The 17899-nt window shown below is 28.7% G+C and carries 20 protein-coding genes and 1 tRNA gene; 7 read left to right on the top strand and 14 right to left on the bottom strand.

Annotated features, from left to right (window positions below; all coding sequences use genetic code 11):
- Positions 1 to 203 precede the first annotated feature (203 nt).
- A complete protein-coding gene (gene glyQ, locus KJQ99_RS02905) occupies positions 204 to 1055 on the bottom strand; it encodes a glycine--tRNA ligase subunit alpha (protein WP_214116180.1) in 852 nt (283 codons plus the stop codon).
- A 94-nt stretch (positions 1056 to 1149) separates the two neighbouring features.
- Between glyQ and KJQ99_RS02900 the strand changes: the two genes are divergently transcribed.
- The 5 genes from KJQ99_RS02900 (at position 1150) to KJQ99_RS02880 (ending at position 5847) form a co-directional block, all read left to right on the top strand.
- Positions 1150 to 1458, top strand: a complete 309-nt coding sequence (locus KJQ99_RS02900) for an SEL1-like repeat protein (protein WP_214116183.1) — start codon at positions 1150 to 1152, stop codon at positions 1456 to 1458.
- A 244-nt stretch (positions 1459 to 1702) separates the two neighbouring features.
- On the top strand, positions 1703 to 2992 hold the full coding sequence (locus tag KJQ99_RS02895) for an SLC13 family permease (RefSeq protein ID WP_214116450.1): 1290 nt from the start codon (positions 1703 to 1705) through the stop codon (positions 2990 to 2992).
- A gap of 18 nt (positions 2993 to 3010) precedes the next feature.
- Positions 3011 to 3841, top strand: a complete 831-nt coding sequence (locus tag KJQ99_RS02890; RefSeq protein ID WP_214149942.1) for an HTD2 family dehydratase — start codon at positions 3011 to 3013, stop codon at positions 3839 to 3841.
- Between the two features lie 10 nt (positions 3842 to 3851).
- Entirely contained in the window at positions 3852 to 5045 is a 1194-nt protein-coding gene (locus KJQ99_RS02885; protein ID WP_214119967.1) for a CaiB/BaiF CoA transferase family protein, read from the top strand.
- Positions 5035 to 5847: an HpcH/HpaI aldolase/citrate lyase family protein gene (locus tag KJQ99_RS02880; RefSeq protein WP_214116190.1), complete on the top strand. Its 813-nt coding sequence runs from the start codon at positions 5035 to 5037 to the stop codon at positions 5845 to 5847. Before KJQ99_RS02885 ends, KJQ99_RS02880 begins: the two co-directional genes overlap by 11 nt.
- A gap of 20 nt (positions 5848 to 5867) precedes the next feature.
- Here the strand turns inward: KJQ99_RS02880 and KJQ99_RS02875 are convergent, their stop codons facing one another.
- The 3 genes from KJQ99_RS02875 to KJQ99_RS02865 all read right to left on the bottom strand — a co-directional run bounded on the left by KJQ99_RS02875 (position 5868) and on the right by KJQ99_RS02865 (position 8758).
- Positions 5868 to 7223, bottom strand: a complete 1356-nt coding sequence (locus KJQ99_RS02875; RefSeq protein WP_214149941.1) for a CitMHS family transporter — start codon at positions 7221 to 7223, stop codon at positions 5868 to 5870.
- 165 nt (positions 7224 to 7388) lie between these two features.
- The gene (locus KJQ99_RS02870) at positions 7389 to 8591 is read right to left on the bottom strand and encodes a uracil-xanthine permease family protein (protein ID WP_214149937.1); all 1203 of its coding nucleotides are present in this window, start codon (positions 8589 to 8591) and stop codon (positions 7389 to 7391) included.
- A 92-nt stretch (positions 8592 to 8683) separates the two neighbouring features.
- Positions 8684 to 8758 (bottom strand) — tRNA-Glu (locus KJQ99_RS02865).
- Between the two features lie 198 nt (positions 8759 to 8956).
- Here KJQ99_RS02865 and KJQ99_RS02860 point away from each other — a divergent pair.
- Both KJQ99_RS02860 and KJQ99_RS02855 read left to right on the top strand, forming a co-directional pair.
- Complete coding sequence (locus KJQ99_RS02860) at positions 8957 to 9361, top strand: acyl-CoA thioesterase (RefSeq protein ID WP_214116195.1); 405 nt, start codon at positions 8957 to 8959, stop codon at positions 9359 to 9361.
- Between the two features lie 65 nt (positions 9362 to 9426).
- A complete protein-coding gene (locus KJQ99_RS02855; protein ID WP_214149949.1) occupies positions 9427 to 10200 on the top strand; it encodes an exonuclease domain-containing protein in 774 nt (257 codons plus the stop codon).
- Between the two features lie 27 nt (positions 10201 to 10227).
- Here KJQ99_RS02855 and KJQ99_RS02850 read toward each other — a convergent pair whose 3' ends face one another.
- The 10 genes from KJQ99_RS02850 to gatC all read right to left on the bottom strand — a co-directional run.
- Entirely contained in the window at positions 10228 to 10599 is a 372-nt protein-coding gene (locus KJQ99_RS02850) for a YraN family protein (protein ID WP_214119971.1), read from the bottom strand.
- Entirely contained in the window at positions 10574 to 11335 is a 762-nt protein-coding gene (locus tag KJQ99_RS02845) for a shikimate dehydrogenase (protein WP_214149948.1), read from the bottom strand. Before KJQ99_RS02845 ends, KJQ99_RS02850 begins: the two co-directional genes overlap by 26 nt.
- Positions 11325 to 12119, bottom strand: a complete 795-nt coding sequence (locus KJQ99_RS02840; protein WP_214149936.1) for an SPOR domain-containing protein — start codon at positions 12117 to 12119, stop codon at positions 11325 to 11327. The genes KJQ99_RS02845 and KJQ99_RS02840 overlap by 11 nt, the downstream gene beginning before the upstream one ends.
- A 10-nt stretch (positions 12120 to 12129) precedes the next feature.
- The gene (locus tag KJQ99_RS02835) at positions 12130 to 12675 is read right to left on the bottom strand and encodes a DUF1882 domain-containing protein (protein WP_214116202.1); all 546 of its coding nucleotides are present in this window, start codon (positions 12673 to 12675) and stop codon (positions 12130 to 12132) included.
- A complete protein-coding gene (gene glyA, locus KJQ99_RS02830) occupies positions 12669 to 13904 on the bottom strand; it encodes a serine hydroxymethyltransferase (protein ID WP_214149934.1) in 1236 nt (411 codons plus the stop codon). Before glyA ends, KJQ99_RS02835 begins: the two co-directional genes overlap by 7 nt.
- Positions 13905 to 13961: 57 nt before the next feature.
- Positions 13962 to 15446 (bottom strand): lysine--tRNA ligase, encoded by a 1485-nt coding sequence (gene lysS / locus KJQ99_RS02825; protein ID WP_214149933.1) that lies wholly within the window; start codon positions 15444 to 15446, stop codon positions 13962 to 13964.
- 24 nt (positions 15447 to 15470) lie between these two features.
- Positions 15471 to 15920 (bottom strand): Fur family transcriptional regulator, encoded by a 450-nt coding sequence (locus KJQ99_RS02820; RefSeq protein ID WP_214116209.1) that lies wholly within the window; start codon positions 15918 to 15920, stop codon positions 15471 to 15473.
- An 11-nt stretch (positions 15921 to 15931) separates the two neighbouring features.
- Positions 15932 to 16489 carry a CvpA family protein gene (locus KJQ99_RS02815; RefSeq protein ID WP_214116211.1) on the bottom strand — a complete coding sequence of 186 codons (558 nt, stop codon included), beginning with the start codon at positions 16487 to 16489 and terminating at the stop codon, positions 15932 to 15934.
- Positions 16486 to 17532 carry a type IV pilus twitching motility protein PilT gene (locus KJQ99_RS02810; RefSeq protein ID WP_275592004.1) on the bottom strand — a complete coding sequence of 349 codons (1047 nt, stop codon included), beginning with the start codon at positions 17530 to 17532 and terminating at the stop codon, positions 16486 to 16488. Before KJQ99_RS02810 ends, KJQ99_RS02815 begins: the two co-directional genes overlap by 4 nt.
- Before the next feature lie 54 nt (positions 17533 to 17586).
- Positions 17587 to 17899: Asp-tRNA(Asn)/Glu-tRNA(Gln) amidotransferase subunit GatC (gene gatC, locus KJQ99_RS02805; protein WP_250325660.1), on the bottom strand; the 313-nt coding region annotated here is incomplete at its 5' end.

Genomic DNA, 17899 nt, shown 5'->3' with positions numbered 1-17899 from the left:
TTTAAACTCCTAATTTTAAATAGTGATTTTATTTTAATATTTTAGATTGAAAAAGATGAGTTTGCTTTTGTTTTAACCATTTATTTGTTACTAAAAGTAACAAAATTAAATATTCAATTTTTTAGTTTATGGAATTTGATTTTAATATTTTTACTTGGTTTATATTGAAAAATCAATATAAACCAAAATAAGCAAATTGTAATTTATTTTAAATTCTCTTGGCTTTTTAAATATACACTAGCACAATCTTTGCTAAGTTCTCTTATTTTTAGCATAAAATCTTGTCTTTGAGTAACGCTAATTGCACCCCTAGCATCAAGGGTATTAAATAAATGCGCACACATTAGACAATAATCATACGCAGGTAGTGAATAACCACTATCAAGCACACTTCTTGCTTCATTATATGAAATATCAAACATTTCTTTAAGTCTTGAAGCATTTGCTAATTCAAAATTAAACTTAGAGTATTCAAACTCACCTTGCTTATGAACATCAGCATAAGTTAGCCCACCGCCCCAATTAATATCATAAACATTATCAATATCTTGAATATACATTGCTAAGCGTTCAAGTCCGTAAGTAATCTCTGCACTAATTAAATCACAAGAAAATCCACCAACTTGTTGAAAATAAGTAAATTGAGTAACTTCCATTCCATCAAGCCATACTTCCCAGCCAAGCCCCCAAGCTCCTAAAGATGGGCTTTCCCAGTTATCTTCTATAAATCTTACATCGTGTTTATTTAAATCAATTCCTAAAACTTTTAAGCTATTTAAATATAAATCTTGAATATTCGCTGGACTTGGTTTCATTAATACTTGAAATTGATAATAAGCACCTAAACGATTTGGATTTTCTCCGTATCTTCCATCAGTTGGACGGCGAGATGGAGCAACATAACAAACATTATGTGGTTTTGTTCCAAGTGATTTTAAGAATGTTTGTGGATGAAAAGTCCCTGCACCTGCAGGAAAATCATAAGGCTGAATTAAAGCACAACCTTGCTCGCACCAATACTTTTGTAAGTTTAAAATAATTTCTGAAAATGTCATTTAAAAGCCTTTAAAATAAATTTTATTTATCATACAAAATTAATATAAATTTATGTTATTTTGCATATAATTAGCGATTTTTTAAGGAGATTATATGAAAAAATTAATTTTAATTACAAGTTCTTTATTTGTTTTTAGTGCTTGTGTTAGTCAAGAAAATGAAGTTGTAAAAAGCAATTTAATGAATCTTGCTTTACAAACTGCTTTAAATCCTAGCTTAAAAGACGAGCAAACTAACTGCATTACTAACAAAAATGCAAGCTCTTGTTTAAATATTGCAAATGTTTTATTACAAGGCACTTCAACTTCTCAAAACATTCAAGCAGCAGGTTATTACTATCAATTAGCTTGTTCTTTTGGCTTAGCAATTGGTTGCGATAAAGCTAACGAATTAAAAAAATAACCTTTTAAGAATTTAAAACGAGTTAGTTTTAAATTCTTTTAAATATATTCTTTCAATTAAATAAAAAATCAAAATATCAAATTAATAAAATAATTATAATTTTTTAAGAAAATATATTAAAGAATAAAAATTATTATTAATTGTGTAAAATTGTAACAATGATTTTTATTTTTATTATATTTTATTCTTATATTAATCTTAATGATTTTCTTTTCTTATAGTATTTAAGCAAGGAGGATTTATGATTGAACAAATTAACTTAATCATTTTATTTTTTTTATTATTGTCAATAGTTTTAGGCTATTTATTTAAAGCAAATATTGGTATTTTTGCAATTGTTTTATGCTTTATTGCTGCTTATATTTATGGCTTAAAACCTAGTGAAATTGTAAAATTATGGGGGCTTGATTTATTTTTTATCTTAGTTTCTATTACTTATTTTTATGGCTTTGTCATAAATAATGGAACTTTAAATAATCTAGCTTCAAAAGCAGTTTATGGGGTAAGAAACTATCCTTGGAGTATTCCTATAGTTTTATATATTGTTGTTGTAATTTTTGTTGGTATTGGACCAGGGCATTATGCTGGATTTGCCTTTATGAGCCCATTAGTTTTATACATAGCTAATAAGATTAAAATGAATAAAATTTTAGCTGCTATTATAATTTATTCAGGTTCTTGTGCTGGGGGATTTAATCCTTTTACTTTAGGTGGTAGGGTTACTTATAATCTAATTGAGAATTTAGGTTTTACACCTGAACAATCAGCAATTATGCAATTAAATCTTGGAAAAAATATGTTTATAGCACATACTTTAATTTTTATTTTAGGATATGTGTTATTAAAGGGGTATAAGGTTGTATATTCATCAAATATTGATAAACCTGAAAAACTAAATTCTATACAAATTAAAACGATTTTAATAGTTACATTTGTATTTTCTTTGGTTATGGTTCCATCAATTTATTTATCTTTTCAACCTGAAAATTTATTGATGAGTAAAATGACTATATTTTTTAATCCTACTTTTGTTTCATTCTTAGGAATTATTTTAGCTATTGTATTTAAGATAGGAGATGAAACACAAGCTTTTAAAAATATACCTTGGAATTTAATTTTTATGATTGGTGCATTAACTATGCTAATAGCACTTGGAAAATCTACTGGTGCTATGCAAATAATAAGCAATTTTTTAAGTGCTCAAGGTGGCAATGATAGTAGCTGGATATATTATTTATTAGGCGTTTTATCTTCTTCAATGAGTGCGTTTGCTTCTAGTATGGGCGTTGTAATGCCGACATTTTTTCCTATTGTTCCAAGTCTTAGCGTATTAGAGCCATCTTTGGCATTTTCTATTATTGCAACATTTGCAACATTTACGGGATATTCAAGTTTTTCATCAGGTGGAGCATTGGTTTTAGCAGGGACACAAGATGAGCAAGAAAGAAAATATTTATTTATTAGGTTATTAATATTACCTATTTTGCTTGTGTTATTTGGGTTTTTGTTATTGTTTTTAGGTGTTATTAATTAATTTATGAAAGGGAAAATTATGGAATTTAAAAATTATATAGGCAAACAAGAAATTATAAAAGAAGAAATAAGTCTTACTCAAGTTGAAAAAATAGTCGCAACACTTGATTATAAAGATTTAAAATTAGGTGATGAATTACCTTATTTATGGCAATGGTGCTTTTTTAATAAGGCTTTAAGTAAAGATAAATTAGGCAAAGACGGACACCCTAAATTAGGCGGAAGCGATGATAGTTTTTTACCTAGTTTTGGAAATGTTAATCGTATGTGGGCTGGTGGTAGATTTACTTTTAATTCAGCGTTGATTATAGGTAAAATCGCTACTAAAATTACTACTATAAAAGATATTCAAGAAAAAGTTGGAAATACAGGAAAATTAATTTTTGTTACTTTAGAGCATAAATATTATCAAGATGAAGATTTAAAAATTATTGAAGAACAAGATATAGTTTATAAAGAGCCAACTCCACCAAAATTAACTAGCAATAAACCTGTAAGCGAAGCTGATTTTTCTGAAAGTTTTTGCCCTGATTCTACTTTATTATTTAGATATTCAGCACTTACTTTTAATGGGCATAAAATTCATTATGATTATCCTTACGCTACTATGGTTGAAGGATATAGCGGCTTAGTAATTCACGGACCTTTATTAGCTACTAAGATGATTAGTTGTTTTGCAAAAAATCATAAAGATAAAAAAATCACAAAATATAGTTATAGAGGATTACACGCAGTTTGCACTCCTAGTAGTTTTTGCGTTGAGTCAAAAATAATTAGTGAAAACGAAGCAAATGTTTGGATAAATAAAGATGGCTTTATAGCTCATCAAGGCATTATAAATTATAAATAAAGGAGAAAAAATGTTGCCATTAGAAGGAAAATTAGTATTAAGTATAGAACAAGCAATAGCAGCACCATTTTGCACTAGACAATTAGCTGATTTAGGTGCTAGAGTTATTAAGATAGAACGCCCTGATGTAGGGGATTTGGCAAGAGGATATGATACTAGAGTAGATGGACTTGCAAGTCATTTTGTATGGACTAATAGAAGTAAGGAGAGTTTAGCTATTGATTTAAAAACTGAAGAAGGTATGAAAATAATAAAATCAATTTTACCTAAGGTGGATATTTTCGTTCAAAATCTAGCATTTGGGGCTGCAAAAAGACTAGGATTAGATTATGAAAATTTAATTAAATATAATCCAAAAATGATTGTTTGTGATATTTCTGGCTATGGAGAAGGTGGAGAATACGAACACAAAAAAGCTTATGATTTATTAATTCAATCAGAAAGTGGCTTAGTATCTATAACAGGAAATGGTGATGAGTGTGTAAAAGTGCCAATTAGTATAGCTGATATATCTGCTGGAATGTATGCTTATAGTGGGATTTTACAAGCTCTTTTATATCTTGAGAAAACAAATAAAGGCTCAAGAATAGAAATATCAATGTTAGAATGTATGGCTGAATGGATGGGGTATCCAATATATTATACTTATAAGGGTGCTAATCCGCCTATTAAAAAAGGTGCTTTTCACGCTAGTATTACTCCTTATGGTCCTTATAAGGCTGGTGATGGTAATGTTGTTATGTTTGGTCTTCAAAATGAAAGAGAATGGAGTAATTTTTGTAAGATTGTATTAGAAGATGAAAGCTTAATTAATGATGAAGAATTTAAAAATAACACATTAAGAACAAAAAATGCACAAAAGATTAAAGAAATAATAGAAAATAAATTTAAAAATCTAACAGCAAAAGATGTTGTGGATAGATTAGAAAAAGCAAAAATTGCAAATGGTAATGTAAATGAATTAAAAGATGTGTGGAATCACTCTCAATTAAAAAGTAGAAATAGATGGAGAGAAGTTGATACTGAAGTAGGTAAAATCCCAGCATTATTGCCACCGGCTACAAATAACAATTATGAGCCTAGAATGGATAAAATCCCAGCGTTAGGAGAACATACTCATAAAATCTTAAAAGAATTTGGATTTAAAGATGAGATTTCTCAACTACAATCAAAAAATATAATAAAGGTAAGAGATGAAAACTAAGAGTTTTTTGTTTGTTCCATCAATTAAAAATGATAGATTTAATAAGGCTTTAAATAGCGGAGCTGATTATATTATTATTGATTTAGAAGATTCAATTAGCCCTAATCAAAAAGATAAAGGCAGGGCTAACATTTTAGAATTTGCAAATAATACAGATGCTAATTTTTTTATAAGAATTAATGATACTAAGAGTGAATATTTTAATGATGATATGAAATTATTAGATGAATTAAATAAAATGAAAAAATTATATGCAATTGTATTGCCTAAGAGTGAGAGCTCAAAAGAATTTGAATTATTTAAAGATTTTAAAGATTTAATAATAATTCCAATTATTGAAAGTGCTTTGGGCGTTGATAATTTAGATGATATTGCAAGTTCAAAATTAATTAAATTATTAAGTTTTGGTGCTTTAGATATTTCTTTAGAATTAGGATTAAAAGAAGGCAGTGGAAGAGAAAATTTATTAAATCACATAAGAAATCAAATAGTGATAAAAAGTGCAAAATATAAATTATTACCACCAATTAATGGAGTATATCCTGATATTAAAGATGAAATTGGTTTAAAATCTGAATTAGAATTTGTATCTTCTATGGGTTTTGGCGGGTCTTTAAGCATTCATCCAAATCAAATTCCAATAATCAATCAAGTATTTAGTCCTACTAAAGAACAAATTCTATGGGCTAAAGAAATAGTAGAATTGGCAAAAAATACTGATGATATTGTATTTAATTATAAAGGTAATATGATAGATTTGCCAGTAATTAAGAAAGCTCAAAATATACTAGCAAATATCTAATATCTCTCTTAGGAGAGATATTAAAATAAGTGTGGGATTATTCCTGCAATATATCCAAAAATTAAACAAATAATACTAATTGCCCAAATATAAAAGAATGAGCGTTTAATATGGTCTTTTATAGATACATCAGCAAGACCACATCCAAGCAATGTAGCAGGAACAACAGGGCTTATAAATGTAGCACAATTTCTAGCTAAAACCATAATAATAGCAAGGTTCATTGGGTCAATTCCAAAAGCATTTGTAACGCTTAAAACCACAGGCATAACGCCATAAAAATAAGAATCCGTGCAAAAGATTAATGCCATAGGAACAGCAAGTAAGCCTACTACTAAAGGAATTAAATTACCATATTCATTAGGCACTAGAGTTAGAATTGAAGCTCCCATTTTATTCATAATTCCACTTTTATCAAATACACCAATTAAAATTCCTGCACCAATTAAAGTAATATACATCATTATTGCTCCACCACTTGCTTTATCTAAAACTTTTTTAGCTATTTTTAAATTAGGATAATTTAGTGGCAACGCAATTGCAAAACCTATCATAAAGCAAACATAAGAAGGTAATACATTAATTACTAAAGCAGCAATAACAGCTATTAGTAAAAATACATTTACTAAGAAAAATTTATCGTTTTGAAATTCGCTTTTTTCAATTTCAAGTTTAATTCCTTCAAGATTACCACCAGCACCACGCCTTTTTTCTTGATAACCGATAAAAATAGCTAAAGCTAATGCTAAAACAAGACCTAAAACTTGCATAGGGATTAATTGATGCCATAAATCATTTGCGTCAGCTTTAATAACCGTTGCAGCTCTTAGAGTTGGACCTCCCCAAGGAAGAACATTCATAACACCCATTGCACTAGCACAAATTAATAAAAGTGATGATTTTCTCATTCCAAGTCTTTCATAAATTGGAAGCATAGCTGGAATAACTATTAAAAATGTAGCTGCTCCACTACCATCAAGATGAACAAACATTGCCATAAGTGAAGTAAGAATTGTGATTACAAATACATTTGGTGTAACTTTGCTAAGTAAGAAATTAATAATTTTATTAAAAAATCCACTAGCACTAAGCACACTAAAAAAAAGAATAGAAAATACAAATAAAGCCGCTGTATCGCTAACGGTGTTTACACCATCTTTTATAAAACCTTTCATTGCTTTAAAGTTTAAAACATCTCCTTTAACTCCTAAAGCTTTTCCGACTTCTAACCCACAATAATCCATTATCATAAGCATCGCAGCAACTACAAAGCTAACTAAAATAAATGCTATCGCAGGAGTGGTTTTATCTTTTAAGAGTAGCCATACAATAAATCCAAGCCCAATAAAGCCTGTAAGTGATAAAAATAAATCCATTTTTAACCTCCATAAAAAAATATTAGATTTTAACAAAGTTACAATTTGAAATAATTGAAAATGGATAATTTTTTTAAAAAGTGTTAAGTTTCGTAACAAATTTTAGAATTTAAGAAAAAATTAAAAAATAATAATTCAAATTCTAAAAAGAATTTGAATTAATAATTAATCTTGTTTATTAGGTAAGATTAGATTTAGAATAATTGCAAGTAAGGCACTAAGTCCAACTCCTGAAAACGAAACGCTTCCAAAACTAGCACTAAGACCACCAACACCTACAATCAAAGTAGAGCTAATAATTACTAGGTTTTTATTATTAGTTAAATCTATTTTAGCATCAACTAAGGTTTTAATTCCAAGACTAGCAATTGTCCCAAATAAAAGTATCATAACTCCACCCATTACAGGTAATGGAATTGATTGTAAAATAGCATTAAATTTACCCACAAATGCAAGTAATATTGCAAATATTGCAGCCCAAGTCATAATTTTTACTTGTGCGTTTTTTGTAATCATTATTGCACCTGTAACTTCTGAATAAGTTGTAACTGGAGGACCACCTATTAAACCTGCAACACAAACTCCAACACCATCTCCGCTTAAAGTTCTATGAAGACCTGGGTCTTTTGTGTAATCTTTTTTAGTTACTGCACCTATTGCCATAACTGCACCAATATGCTCAATTACAGGAGCAATTGCAACAGGTATCATAAAAATTGCTGCACTAAAATTAATGCTAGGTGTTTCAAAATGTGGTATTGCAAACCAAGATGCAGCTTTAATTGCACTAGTATCAACATAGCCTAAAATAAAGGCTAAAATATATCCACAAATAGCACCTATTAAAATAGGAACTAATTTAAACATTTTTGAGCCAAAAATAGCAATTACAATAGTAACTAAGAATGAAAAAGTAGAAAGCATTAAAGCTATATCTTTATCAATTACTTGAGTTGAGCCACTCATACCCATAGCCATTCCAGCTGCACTTACAGCAACGCTAAGACCTATTACGATGATTACAGGGCCAATTACAACTGCGGGAAAAAGTTTGCTAATAAAACTCTCGCCTTTTGTTTTGATAATTGCAGCAAAGATAAAATAAACAAATCCTGTGCAAAACAAAGCAAACATAGTTGAATTAATTCCCCATTCTTTCATAGAATAAATTATAGGGGTTATGAATGCAAATGATGAGCCAAGATAGATAGGAACTTTAAATTTCGTAATAATTTGAAAAATAATCGTTCCGCACCCAGCACCTAAAAGAGCCATTGCAGGATTTAGTCCGGTAAGTAAAGGAACTAATACCATTGCACCAAAGGCTACGAATAAAATCTGAAGTCCAGATATCGCGTCTTTAATCATAAAAAAATCCTTTTTTATTTTGAGTTATTATCTCACAGGGGTAAGGTAAAAAAGGATTTTTTTCATTAAATTAAATAAACATAAAGGAGGATTGGTGACCCATACGAGACTCGAACTCGTGTTACCGCCGTGAAAGGGCGATGTCCTAACCGCTAGACGAATGGGCCTTTCAAGAAGTTTTTTCTTGTGATGTAAAAGCCGTTATTATATGTGAAAATTCTTAAAGTTTTCTTAAATTATAAAAATTTTTTCAATTTTTTTAAAATTTTTGTAAAAAATTGTAATTTTGATGAAAATTTTCAATTTAAAAACGATAATTTTAATCTTTTATGTTTAATATTTACATTTTTTTATAAGGAGAATATATGAAAGAATTAAAAGAAGCAAGGCTTAGATTAGTTGCTATGCCAAAAGATACAAATCCTGCAGGCAATATTTTTGGTGGTTGGATAATGAGTCAAATAGATTTAGCTGGTGCAGTTGCAGCTAAAGAAATAGCAAATGGTAGAGTAGTTACTATTGCAGTTGAACAAATGACCTTTAAAAAACCTGTTTATGTTGGAGATATTGTGAGCTTTTATGCTGATATTGTAAAAGTTGGAAGCACATCAATACAAGTTCAAGTAGAAGTTATCGCTGAACGCTGCACTCCTAAATTATATGGAGTTTGTGTGCCTGTTACAAGTGCACTTTTAACTTATGTAAATGTTGATGAAAACGGAGAAAAAATCAAAATTGATGAGAATTTAAAACGCTACAAGGGATTTTAATAATCCCTTTTATTCAACCTACTTTTTAAACTTACTTGTTAGAATTAAAAAAACTTTTAAGGATAATTATGAAATATGTTTTATTTGATACAGAAACTACAGGAAATACAGAATTAGATAGGATTATTCAAGTAGGTGCTTTGGTAATTGATAGTGAAAAATATGAAATTAATGAAATAGAATATGCTGAAAATATTTTTGACAATATACAAGAGAGAAAAGTTTTAGTATTTGATGAATTATGCAGTAGTGAAGTAAAGATTTCTTTTGAAGCTATGGAAGTTCATAACATAACCCCTGAAATGCTTATTAATAAGCCAAAATTTAGTGAAACGAAATTTTCAAAAATGCTAAATGAGCTTAATTCAAACGAAAATTACTTAATAGCTCATAATATTAAGTTTGATTTAGGAATGTTAGAAAAAGAAGGCTTTCAAAATAATTTTAAATTAATTGATACTTATAAGTGCGCTAAGGCTATTTTTCCTGACTTTAATCATCACAGATTGCAATATTTAAGATATTTTTTAGGGCTTTATAAAATTGAACAAGAAGAAGCACAAAAATTAGGAATAATTATAAAAGCTCATGATGCAATAGGTGATGTTTTGGTTATGAAATTATTATTAGATGAATTATTAAAGCATAAAAACTATGAAGAATTGCACGAAATTACAAAAGCTCCATTAATTAGCACTAAATTTAGCTTTGGAAAATATAAGGGCAAAAGTTTTGATGAGGTTAGAGCTGTTGATAATGGATATTTGTTGTGGGCTATGAATAATTTAGATGATGAAGATTTAAAATATTCTATCAAGAAATTTTTAGGATTAATTTGAGAATTTAAATCTCAAATTATCATTTTTCTATGTTATATTTTCTATATAATTAATGTTATTATCGTTTATTGCTATTAAATCTATGCAATAATTTAAATTATTATAATCTTCATAATGTTGATTAAAAATATAAATAGATTTTATAATTCTTTCTAATTTTTTTGGTGTTAAATAATATTCGCTTTCATAATTTTTGCTTGATTTTACTTCAATAAAATGCAAGGTTTTATCCTTTAAAGCGATTATGTCAATTTCTCCAAATTTGGTTTTATAATTTGTTTTAATTATTTTAAAATTATTTTTTTCTAAGTATTTTTTAGCTTTTTGTTCGTTTTCATAGCCAAAAATATATGACTTTAGTCCTTTTATACTCTTATTTAATAAGTTCTCTTGCTTCATTTATTAAATCTTCGTTAGGATAAATTCCGCAAAAATATTCAAAAGCAAGGGCTGCTTGAAAAATAAGCATATCAAGCCCATCTTGAGTAATAATATTTGGATTTTTTAACTTACAAAAATCTAAAAATATATCGTGATTATATGCTAAATCATAAGCAATTTTTGTATTTTTTGCTAGTTTTTCTAAAAGATTTTCTTCTAAAGGTAGTAGATTTTTTAAACTTGCGCTTGTTGAGTTTATAATTAAATCAAATTCAAATTCATCTAATGCCGTATGAACTTCGCATAAAAAATCATCTTTTTTACTTCTATTAATTACTTTGGTTTTTATATTATTTTTTGCTAAAGAATAATAAACAGCCCTAGCAGCCCCACCAGCTCCTATTATTAAGGCATTGTTTATTTTATAATTTTTTATAGGTTCATAAAACCCAAATATATCAGTATTATAAGCTTTTAAAATTCCATTATCATTTATTATAGTATTTGCTGCTTTTGTGTTTATAACGCCTTCATCTTTATAATTTGCTAGTATTGCAACTTCTTCTTTATAAGGTAAAGTTACATTAACACCTTTATATTTTAAAATTGTGTTTTTTAAATCATTTGGATTTTCTACTAAAATTTTCTCATAATTAGCATTTATATTTAATCTTTCATACCATAGATTATGAATTATAGGAGATTTTGAGTGAGCGATAGGATTTCCTATCACTCCGTAAATATTATTTTGCATGATAATAAAATGCGTCTTTTTTCACATTATCTCTTACAAATTTTAAGGCATTTGCTTTATCAGAATTTGAATAAGGTCCTACAATTACTCTACTCATACCTTTATTATCAGTAACTACTTTATATTGTAATCCTAGCGTATCTAGTTTTTTAATTTCGTGTGATTTTAGGTCAATATTTTTACCTGCATATACTTGAATATAGCTTCCATTATCACTTGTAGTAGGTGCTTTATTTGCTGGTTTTTCTTGTTGAGCAACTGGCTTTTTAACATTTAATGTATCAAATACTGAGTTTTCTTGTTTTGTTGTTTGAGTAGTTTGCTTTTTCTCTTCTACAACCACAGGCTTTTTCTCTTCAACTACAGCAGGTTTTACTTCTTCTTTAGGAGTTTCAAGTGCTGGTGTAGGTTGTTGATTTGCTTTTGCTAATTCTTTTACAACATTTTGAACTTCTTGAGATTTTTTAGGTTCTGGTTCTACTATATTATTTTCTTTTTTTAATCTTTCTTCTAAAGATGTAAAATCATCACTAAAACCATCATTTTCACTTTTTAAATTCTCAAAAACTTCATTATCTTGAGCTTTTTGTTCAAATGTAGCATTAGGTTCTATCGGTGGTAATGGGCTTTTTTGACTATCTCCATTGCTTATTAATTTATATATAATTAAGGCAATTAGAAAAACTATTATGCCTATAATTATCTTAAATAACATTTGTTTTTGTTTATTCTTTTTGTTGTTACTTTCTAAAACTAAATCTTCAAATTTATTGTGTTCTTGCATTTTCAATCCTTTACATATGTTTTGACCAAGATGCCCCACGCTCTTTTTGATAAATTTCATAAGGTAATGCTAAAATATTGTATTCCTTAGGCATATCAAGTGTTGGAAATACTCTCCATTCAACGGGCATTTTTTGAGCCAACATTGCACTTAGTTTATTAGCTAATCCACAACCTTCGGCAAATGCAGTATGACCTTTGTGAATATATAAATGAAGATGACCTGGCGTTTTGCTTTTATAAGCTGTGAAATTAATAAAACCTTCTTCTCTTAATAATAATTGAGCTCTATGCCAAAATTTTTCAGTATTAAAACCATTGTAGTCAAATACTATATTTTCTACTTTATCTTGTGCGTTTATTAAATTGTGAGCTATTGTTATTTTACCTTCTGAATGTTCTCTTATTAAGCTTGGAGATAAAAACTCATTAACTCTTTCATACTTATTAAAAAAAGTTCTACCTTTATGCTCAATTTTGCTTACTATAGTATCTCTTTTTATAAAATAATGTGAATTAATCATTTTAATTAAGGCTAATTCATTGCTTGTTAACATTTTAAGTCCTTATATAATGGGAAATTTTCGCTTAATTTTAGCGTAGTTTCTTTTGCTTTTTTTATAATTTCATCGTTATTTAAATTCTTTAGCACTAGGCTTATTGTCTGTGCTATTACTTTCATTTCTTCTTCTTTCATACCACGAGCACTAAGTGCAGCAGTGCCAAGTCTTAATCCACTTGTAATAAAAGGAGAACGCTTTTCGTTAGGAACGCTATTTTTATTAGCTGTAATACCTGCTTTTTCTAATGCTATTTGAGCATCTTTTCCACTAAATTCACAATTACTAAAATCCATTAACAATAAGTGATTGTCAGTTCCACCGCTTACTAATTTAAATCCTTCTTTTAGCAATTCATCGGCTAATACCTTGCAATTTTTTATAACTTGATTAGCATATGTTTTCCAACTTTCATCAAGATTATATTTAAATCCAACTGCTTTTGCTGCAATAATATGCATTAATGGACCACCTTGAAGGTTAGGAAAGATTGCTGAATTTATTTTTTTTGCAAGTTCTTCATCATTAGTCATTATTATCCCACCTCTTGGCCCTCTTAGAGTTTTATGAGTTGTTGAAGTTACTATGTGAGCGTGTGGAAATGGACTTGGGTGAAGATTAGCTACTACAAGACCGGCAATATGTGCAATATCAGCTAATAAAAATGCTCCTACTTTATCAGCAATTTTACGAAATCTTTCAAAATCAATTATTCTAGCATAAGCACTAGCACCACAAACTATTAATTTTGGTTTTACTTCTAGGGCAATTTTTTCAATTTCATCATAATTTAAATAACCATTTTCATCTACTCCATAGCTATAGCTAGTATATACTTTGCCACTTGCATTTACCTTTGAGCCGTGAGTTAAATGCCCACCTGCACTTAAATCCATTCCTAAAATAATATCTCCTGGATTTAATAATGCTGCGTATGCACCTTGATTTGCTTGTGAGCCTGAATGGGGTTGAACATTTGCGTAATTACAATTAAATAATTTTTTACAACGCTCAATTGCTAAAACTTCTGCTTTATCAACGATTTCACAACCACCATAATATCTTTTTGATGGATAGCCTTCTGCGTATTTATTTGTAAGAATACTACCTGTAGCCATCATAACTTCAGGAAAAGTGAAATTCTCACTAGCAATCATTTCTAAATTCTCATTTTGTCTTTTAAATTCTTCTTTTATAATTTCATTAATTTCTGTATCAAATATCATCTTAACCCCTTTTTTATATATAAATTCTCGCTAGTAATCATTCACAAATTGAAATTATCAATCCTTTTTAGGACGCATAGCAGGGAATAATATTACATCTTTGATTGATTTTTTGTTAGTTAGCATCATAACAAGTCTATCAATTCCTATGCCCTCACCTGCAGTTGGTGCCATACCAAACCCTAACGCATTTACGAAATCTTCATCCATTTCGCATGCTTCATCATTTCCAGCTTTTTTAGCTTCTACTTGAGCCAAAAATCTTTCGTATTGATCAAGCGGGTCATTTAATTCGTTAAATCCATTTGCTAGTTCTTTTCCAGCTATAAACAATTCAAATCTCTCAGCTATTTCAGGATTTTCATCACTTCTTCTACTTAATGGACTAATTGATACTGGAAAATCCGTAATAAATGTAGGATTTATAAGTTTATCTTCTACATAATTATCAAATAATTCTGCTTGTAAATGTCCTAAATCTAATTTTTCATTTGCTTCAAATCCATCAGCTTTTAATTTCTTTAAAATTGCAGCTTTATCATTTACTATAGCAGCATCAATACCACCTATTTGAACTAAGGCATCTTTATATGGAATTTTTGCAAATGGAGTGCTAAAATCTATTTGCTTATCATCGTATGTAATAGTAGTGCTAAGTCCTAAGTGAGCTATTAATTTGCTTAATAAATCTTCAGTTAAATTCATTAAATCCTTATAATTATGATAAGCCCAATAAAACTCAATCGTGCTAAACTCAGGATTGTGAGTAAGATCCATTCCTTCGTTTCTAAAGCAACGATTTAATTCAAATACAGCTTCAAAACCACCAACTATTAAGCGTTTTAAGTGAAGTTCAGGTGCAATTCTTAAAAATCTATCAACACCTAAAGTATTATGATGAGTAATGAATGGTCTTGCGTTAGCTCCGCCTGCAATTTCGTGCATCATAGGAGTTTCAACTTCTAAAAATCCTAGATTTTCAAAATATCTTCTAACAAATGAAACAATCTTACTTCTATTAACAAAATCTTGTCTAATTTCAGCATTCATAATCATATCAAGATATCTTTGTCTATAGCGGCTTTCCATATCCACTAAGCCGTGAAATTTTTCAGGTAATACGCAAATACTTTTAGTAACTAAATCTAATTTATCTACATGAATACTAAATTCGCCTTTTTTTGTTACGAAAGCATAACCACGAACTTTGATAATATCGCCTACTTCTATGAGTTTTTTAATATTATCAAACCAAGTTTCATCAATTGTGCTTTTATTAAAATAAATCTGAATTGAGCCACTAAAGTCTTCAATGTTCGCAAAAACGGCTTTCCCACCATCACGCATAAATTTAATTCTACCGATTAATTCACAGATTTCTTCTGCTTTTTTTTCTTCAAGTTCATTTATAAAATCATATTTATCTTTAAATTCTTTTATACTCATCGGTTTTGTTACAAAATGAGAATAAGGATTAATACCTAAAGACCTTAGTTCGTTAGCTTTACTAATTTTTTGCTGTTCTAGTGGGTTTTCAAACATATTTTTACCTTTCTTTATATTAAATTATTTTTTTTGACATTCTTTGCAAGTTCCATATAATTGCATTAAATGGCTTGATAGTTTAAAACCATGTTCTTTTGCAATTTTTAATTGTCTTTGCTCTACTATATCATCTTGAAATTCTATAATTTTATTACAAGATTTACAAATCATATGGTCGTGGTGTGGCTTGTTTGCAAGCTCAAATTTTTTACCTGCAGTTCCAAAAGAAATTGAAGTTACCATTCCTGATTCTTCTAAAAGATTTAAAGTTCTATAAATTGTTGCGATACCTATGTTTTGATTAGGATCCATTTCTTTTAATGCTTCATAAAGTTCATCTGGAGTGCAGTGTTCGTCATTGTTATAAAGTAATTTTAATAAACTTTCTCTTTGTTTTGTGTATTTTAATCCACTTGTTTTTAGAATTTTTTTAAATTCTTCTAATAATACATCGTATTCCATATTTTCCATGTTTTCTCCTTTTATTTTGAATTTTCTTCTTTTAATTCATTATTTAATAAATTTTCTTTTTTTGTATTTATAGTATTTTGAATCGCTTGTATATTAGCAATTGCTCCACCTGTTTGAATTAAAACAGGATACATCATACTATTTGCAAAAAATTGGTTTACTTTACTATTTATTATAGGTAAGGCATTTATACAAGATGCAATTATAGAAAAAATTATAAATATTTTTCCAGCGCAAAATATAAATCCCATAATTTTATCAATTATTCCAAGTCCGCTTAAGGCTACTAGTTTTGATATTATTCTTCCTAAGATAAGAAAAATTCCCCAAACTATAACTAAAGTTATAACAAAACCACATAGGTTTAATAAAAGCTCATTATCGCTTTTATAAACATATTGATTAATTAATGCCCCTACTTTTTCTGAATTGCTAGTGCTTACATATACGCCTACTAAAATACCAGCTAATCCAAAACCTTCTTTAATAAGTCCTGAAATAATTCCACCAATACCTAAAATTAGCGTTACGCCAATTATTACACAATCTAGTATTAAGCCGCTATTCATATCAAATTCACTAGCTCATTATATTGAGTGCTATATCTTAAAGCAAGCTCACGAGTGATTAAACCAGAGCGAACCGCTTCAACTAAGCTTTGTGTTTGGGTTTTCATACCTGTGCCTTGTTGATTTAACTGCATTTGTGAATATATTTGATGGTTTTTGTTTTCACGAATAAGGTTTGCAATAGCCATATTATTAATCATAATTTCGTGAATTGCTAAACGACCACCACCTTTTTTAGGTATTAAGCTTTGTGCTATAACTGCTTGTAATGAAAACGATAACATATTTCTAATTTGGTCTTGCTCTCCACCACTAAAGCTATCTACGATACGGTTGATTGTTTGCATAGCTGAGTTTGTATGTAAGGTTCCAAATACTAAGTGACCTGTTTCAGCTGCTGTAATTGCTGCTGCTATTGTTTCTCTATCTCTCATCTCACCGATTAAGATAATATCAGGGTCTTGTCTTAAAGCATATTTTAAAGCTGTTTGAAAGCTTTTAGTATCTATATCAACGTTTCTGTAAGAAAATACTGATTTTTTGTTTTTATGCATAAATTCAACTGGGTGTTCTATGGTTAAAATATGCTTACTTTCTGTTGCGTTGATTTCATTTAACATTGCTGCTAGAGTTGTTGATTTACCAGAACCTGTTGGACCTGTTACAAGAATTAGTCCTTTTTCTTTTTTGATTAATTCTTTAAAAATTGGTGGTGCTTTTAAATCATCTAAACTAGGGATATTTTCAGGAATTAGACGAAATGCAGCTGCAAGTTTTCCTTCTTCAACATAGTAATAGTTTGCCCTAAAACGCCCTACTCCTTCAACTGCATAAGCGAAGTCTAGTTCTCTTTCTTCTTCTAAGGTTGCTTTTTGTGCGTCTGATAAAATGCTATAACAAGAAGCTTTAATAATTTCAGAATTTAAAACAGCAAATTCCAAATCATTCAAAGTTCCGTGAATTCTTAAAAGTGGTTTTCTACCAGGAATAAAGTGCAAATCACTCGCATCATTTTCTTTCATAAATGTTAAAATTCCATTCATTTGAATGGTATTAACGCTATCTTGAGTTTGAATATTTTCTTCCATTTATTTTCCTTATTCTATGATTTTAGGTACAGAGAAAAAATGTCCATTTGTAGATGGTGCATTTTTTAAAATATCTTCAATAACTTCTGATTTTTGTGGTATATCTTCTCTTAGTGGAGTATAATTTAAATTATTGATTTTTAAATTATTAGTATCAATTTCATTTAAATTATCTACGAATTTTAAAATATCATCAAAATCAGCAATTAGTTCTTTTCTTACATTATCATTTAACCTAATTGATGATAATTTTTCTAATCTTTCTAATAGCTTTTCATTGACTACCATAAGTTCACCTTGCTTTAATAAAATTTCATCTGAT

It is taken from the genome of Campylobacter sp. 2018MI13, from assembly GCF_018501135.1.
Taxonomy (GTDB): Bacteria; Campylobacterota; Campylobacteria; order Campylobacterales; family Campylobacteraceae; genus Campylobacter_E.
The sequence above is the reverse complement of the archived record's forward strand: the minus strand, read 5'-3'. Positions and strand labels throughout refer to the sequence as shown.

Coding starts and splice junctions, on each gene's coding strand:
- KJQ99_RS02900 (WP_214116183.1), top strand. CDS start 1,150: ATGAAAAAATTAATTTTAATTACAAGTTCTTTATTTGTTTTTAGTGCT.
- KJQ99_RS02880 (WP_214116190.1), top strand. CDS start 5,035: ATGAAAACTAAGAGTTTTTTGTTTGTTCCATCAATTAAAAATGATAGA.
- KJQ99_RS02890 (WP_214149942.1), top strand. CDS start 3,011: ATGGAATTTAAAAATTATATAGGCAAACAAGAAATTATAAAAGAAGAA.
- KJQ99_RS02845 (WP_214149948.1), bottom strand. CDS start 11,335: ATGCAAAATAATATTTACGGAGTGATAGGAAATCCTATCGCTCACTCA.
- KJQ99_RS02815 (WP_214116211.1), bottom strand. CDS start 16,489: ATGAATAGCGGCTTAATACTAGATTGTGTAATAATTGGCGTAACGCTA.
- KJQ99_RS02870 (WP_214149937.1), bottom strand. CDS start 8,591: ATGATTAAAGACGCGATATCTGGACTTCAGATTTTATTCGTAGCCTTT.
- KJQ99_RS02875 (WP_214149941.1), bottom strand. CDS start 7,223: ATGGATTTATTTTTATCACTTACAGGCTTTATTGGGCTTGGATTTATT.
- KJQ99_RS02810 (WP_275592004.1), bottom strand. CDS start 17,532: ATGAATGGAATTTTAACATTTATGAAAGAAAATGATGCGAGTGATTTG.
- lysS (WP_214149933.1), bottom strand. CDS start 15,446: ATGTTTGAAAACCCACTAGAACAGCAAAAAATTAGTAAAGCTAACGAA.
- KJQ99_RS02885 (WP_214119967.1), top strand. CDS start 3,852: ATGTTGCCATTAGAAGGAAAATTAGTATTAAGTATAGAACAAGCAATA.
- glyA (WP_214149934.1), bottom strand. CDS start 13,904: ATGATATTTGATACAGAAATTAATGAAATTATAAAAGAAGAATTTAAA.
- glyQ (WP_214116180.1), bottom strand. CDS start 1,055: ATGACATTTTCAGAAATTATTTTAAACTTACAAAAGTATTGGTGCGAG.
- KJQ99_RS02835 (WP_214116202.1), bottom strand. CDS start 12,675: ATGTTAACAAGCAATGAATTAGCCTTAATTAAAATGATTAATTCACAT.
- KJQ99_RS02850 (WP_214119971.1), bottom strand. CDS start 10,599: ATGAAGCAAGAGAACTTATTAAATAAGAGTATAAAAGGACTAAAGTCA.
- KJQ99_RS02840 (WP_214149936.1), bottom strand. CDS start 12,119: ATGCAAGAACACAATAAATTTGAAGATTTAGTTTTAGAAAGTAACAAC.
- KJQ99_RS02860 (WP_214116195.1), top strand. CDS start 8,957: ATGAAAGAATTAAAAGAAGCAAGGCTTAGATTAGTTGCTATGCCAAAA.
- KJQ99_RS02820 (WP_214116209.1), bottom strand. CDS start 15,920: ATGGAAAATATGGAATACGATGTATTATTAGAAGAATTTAAAAAAATT.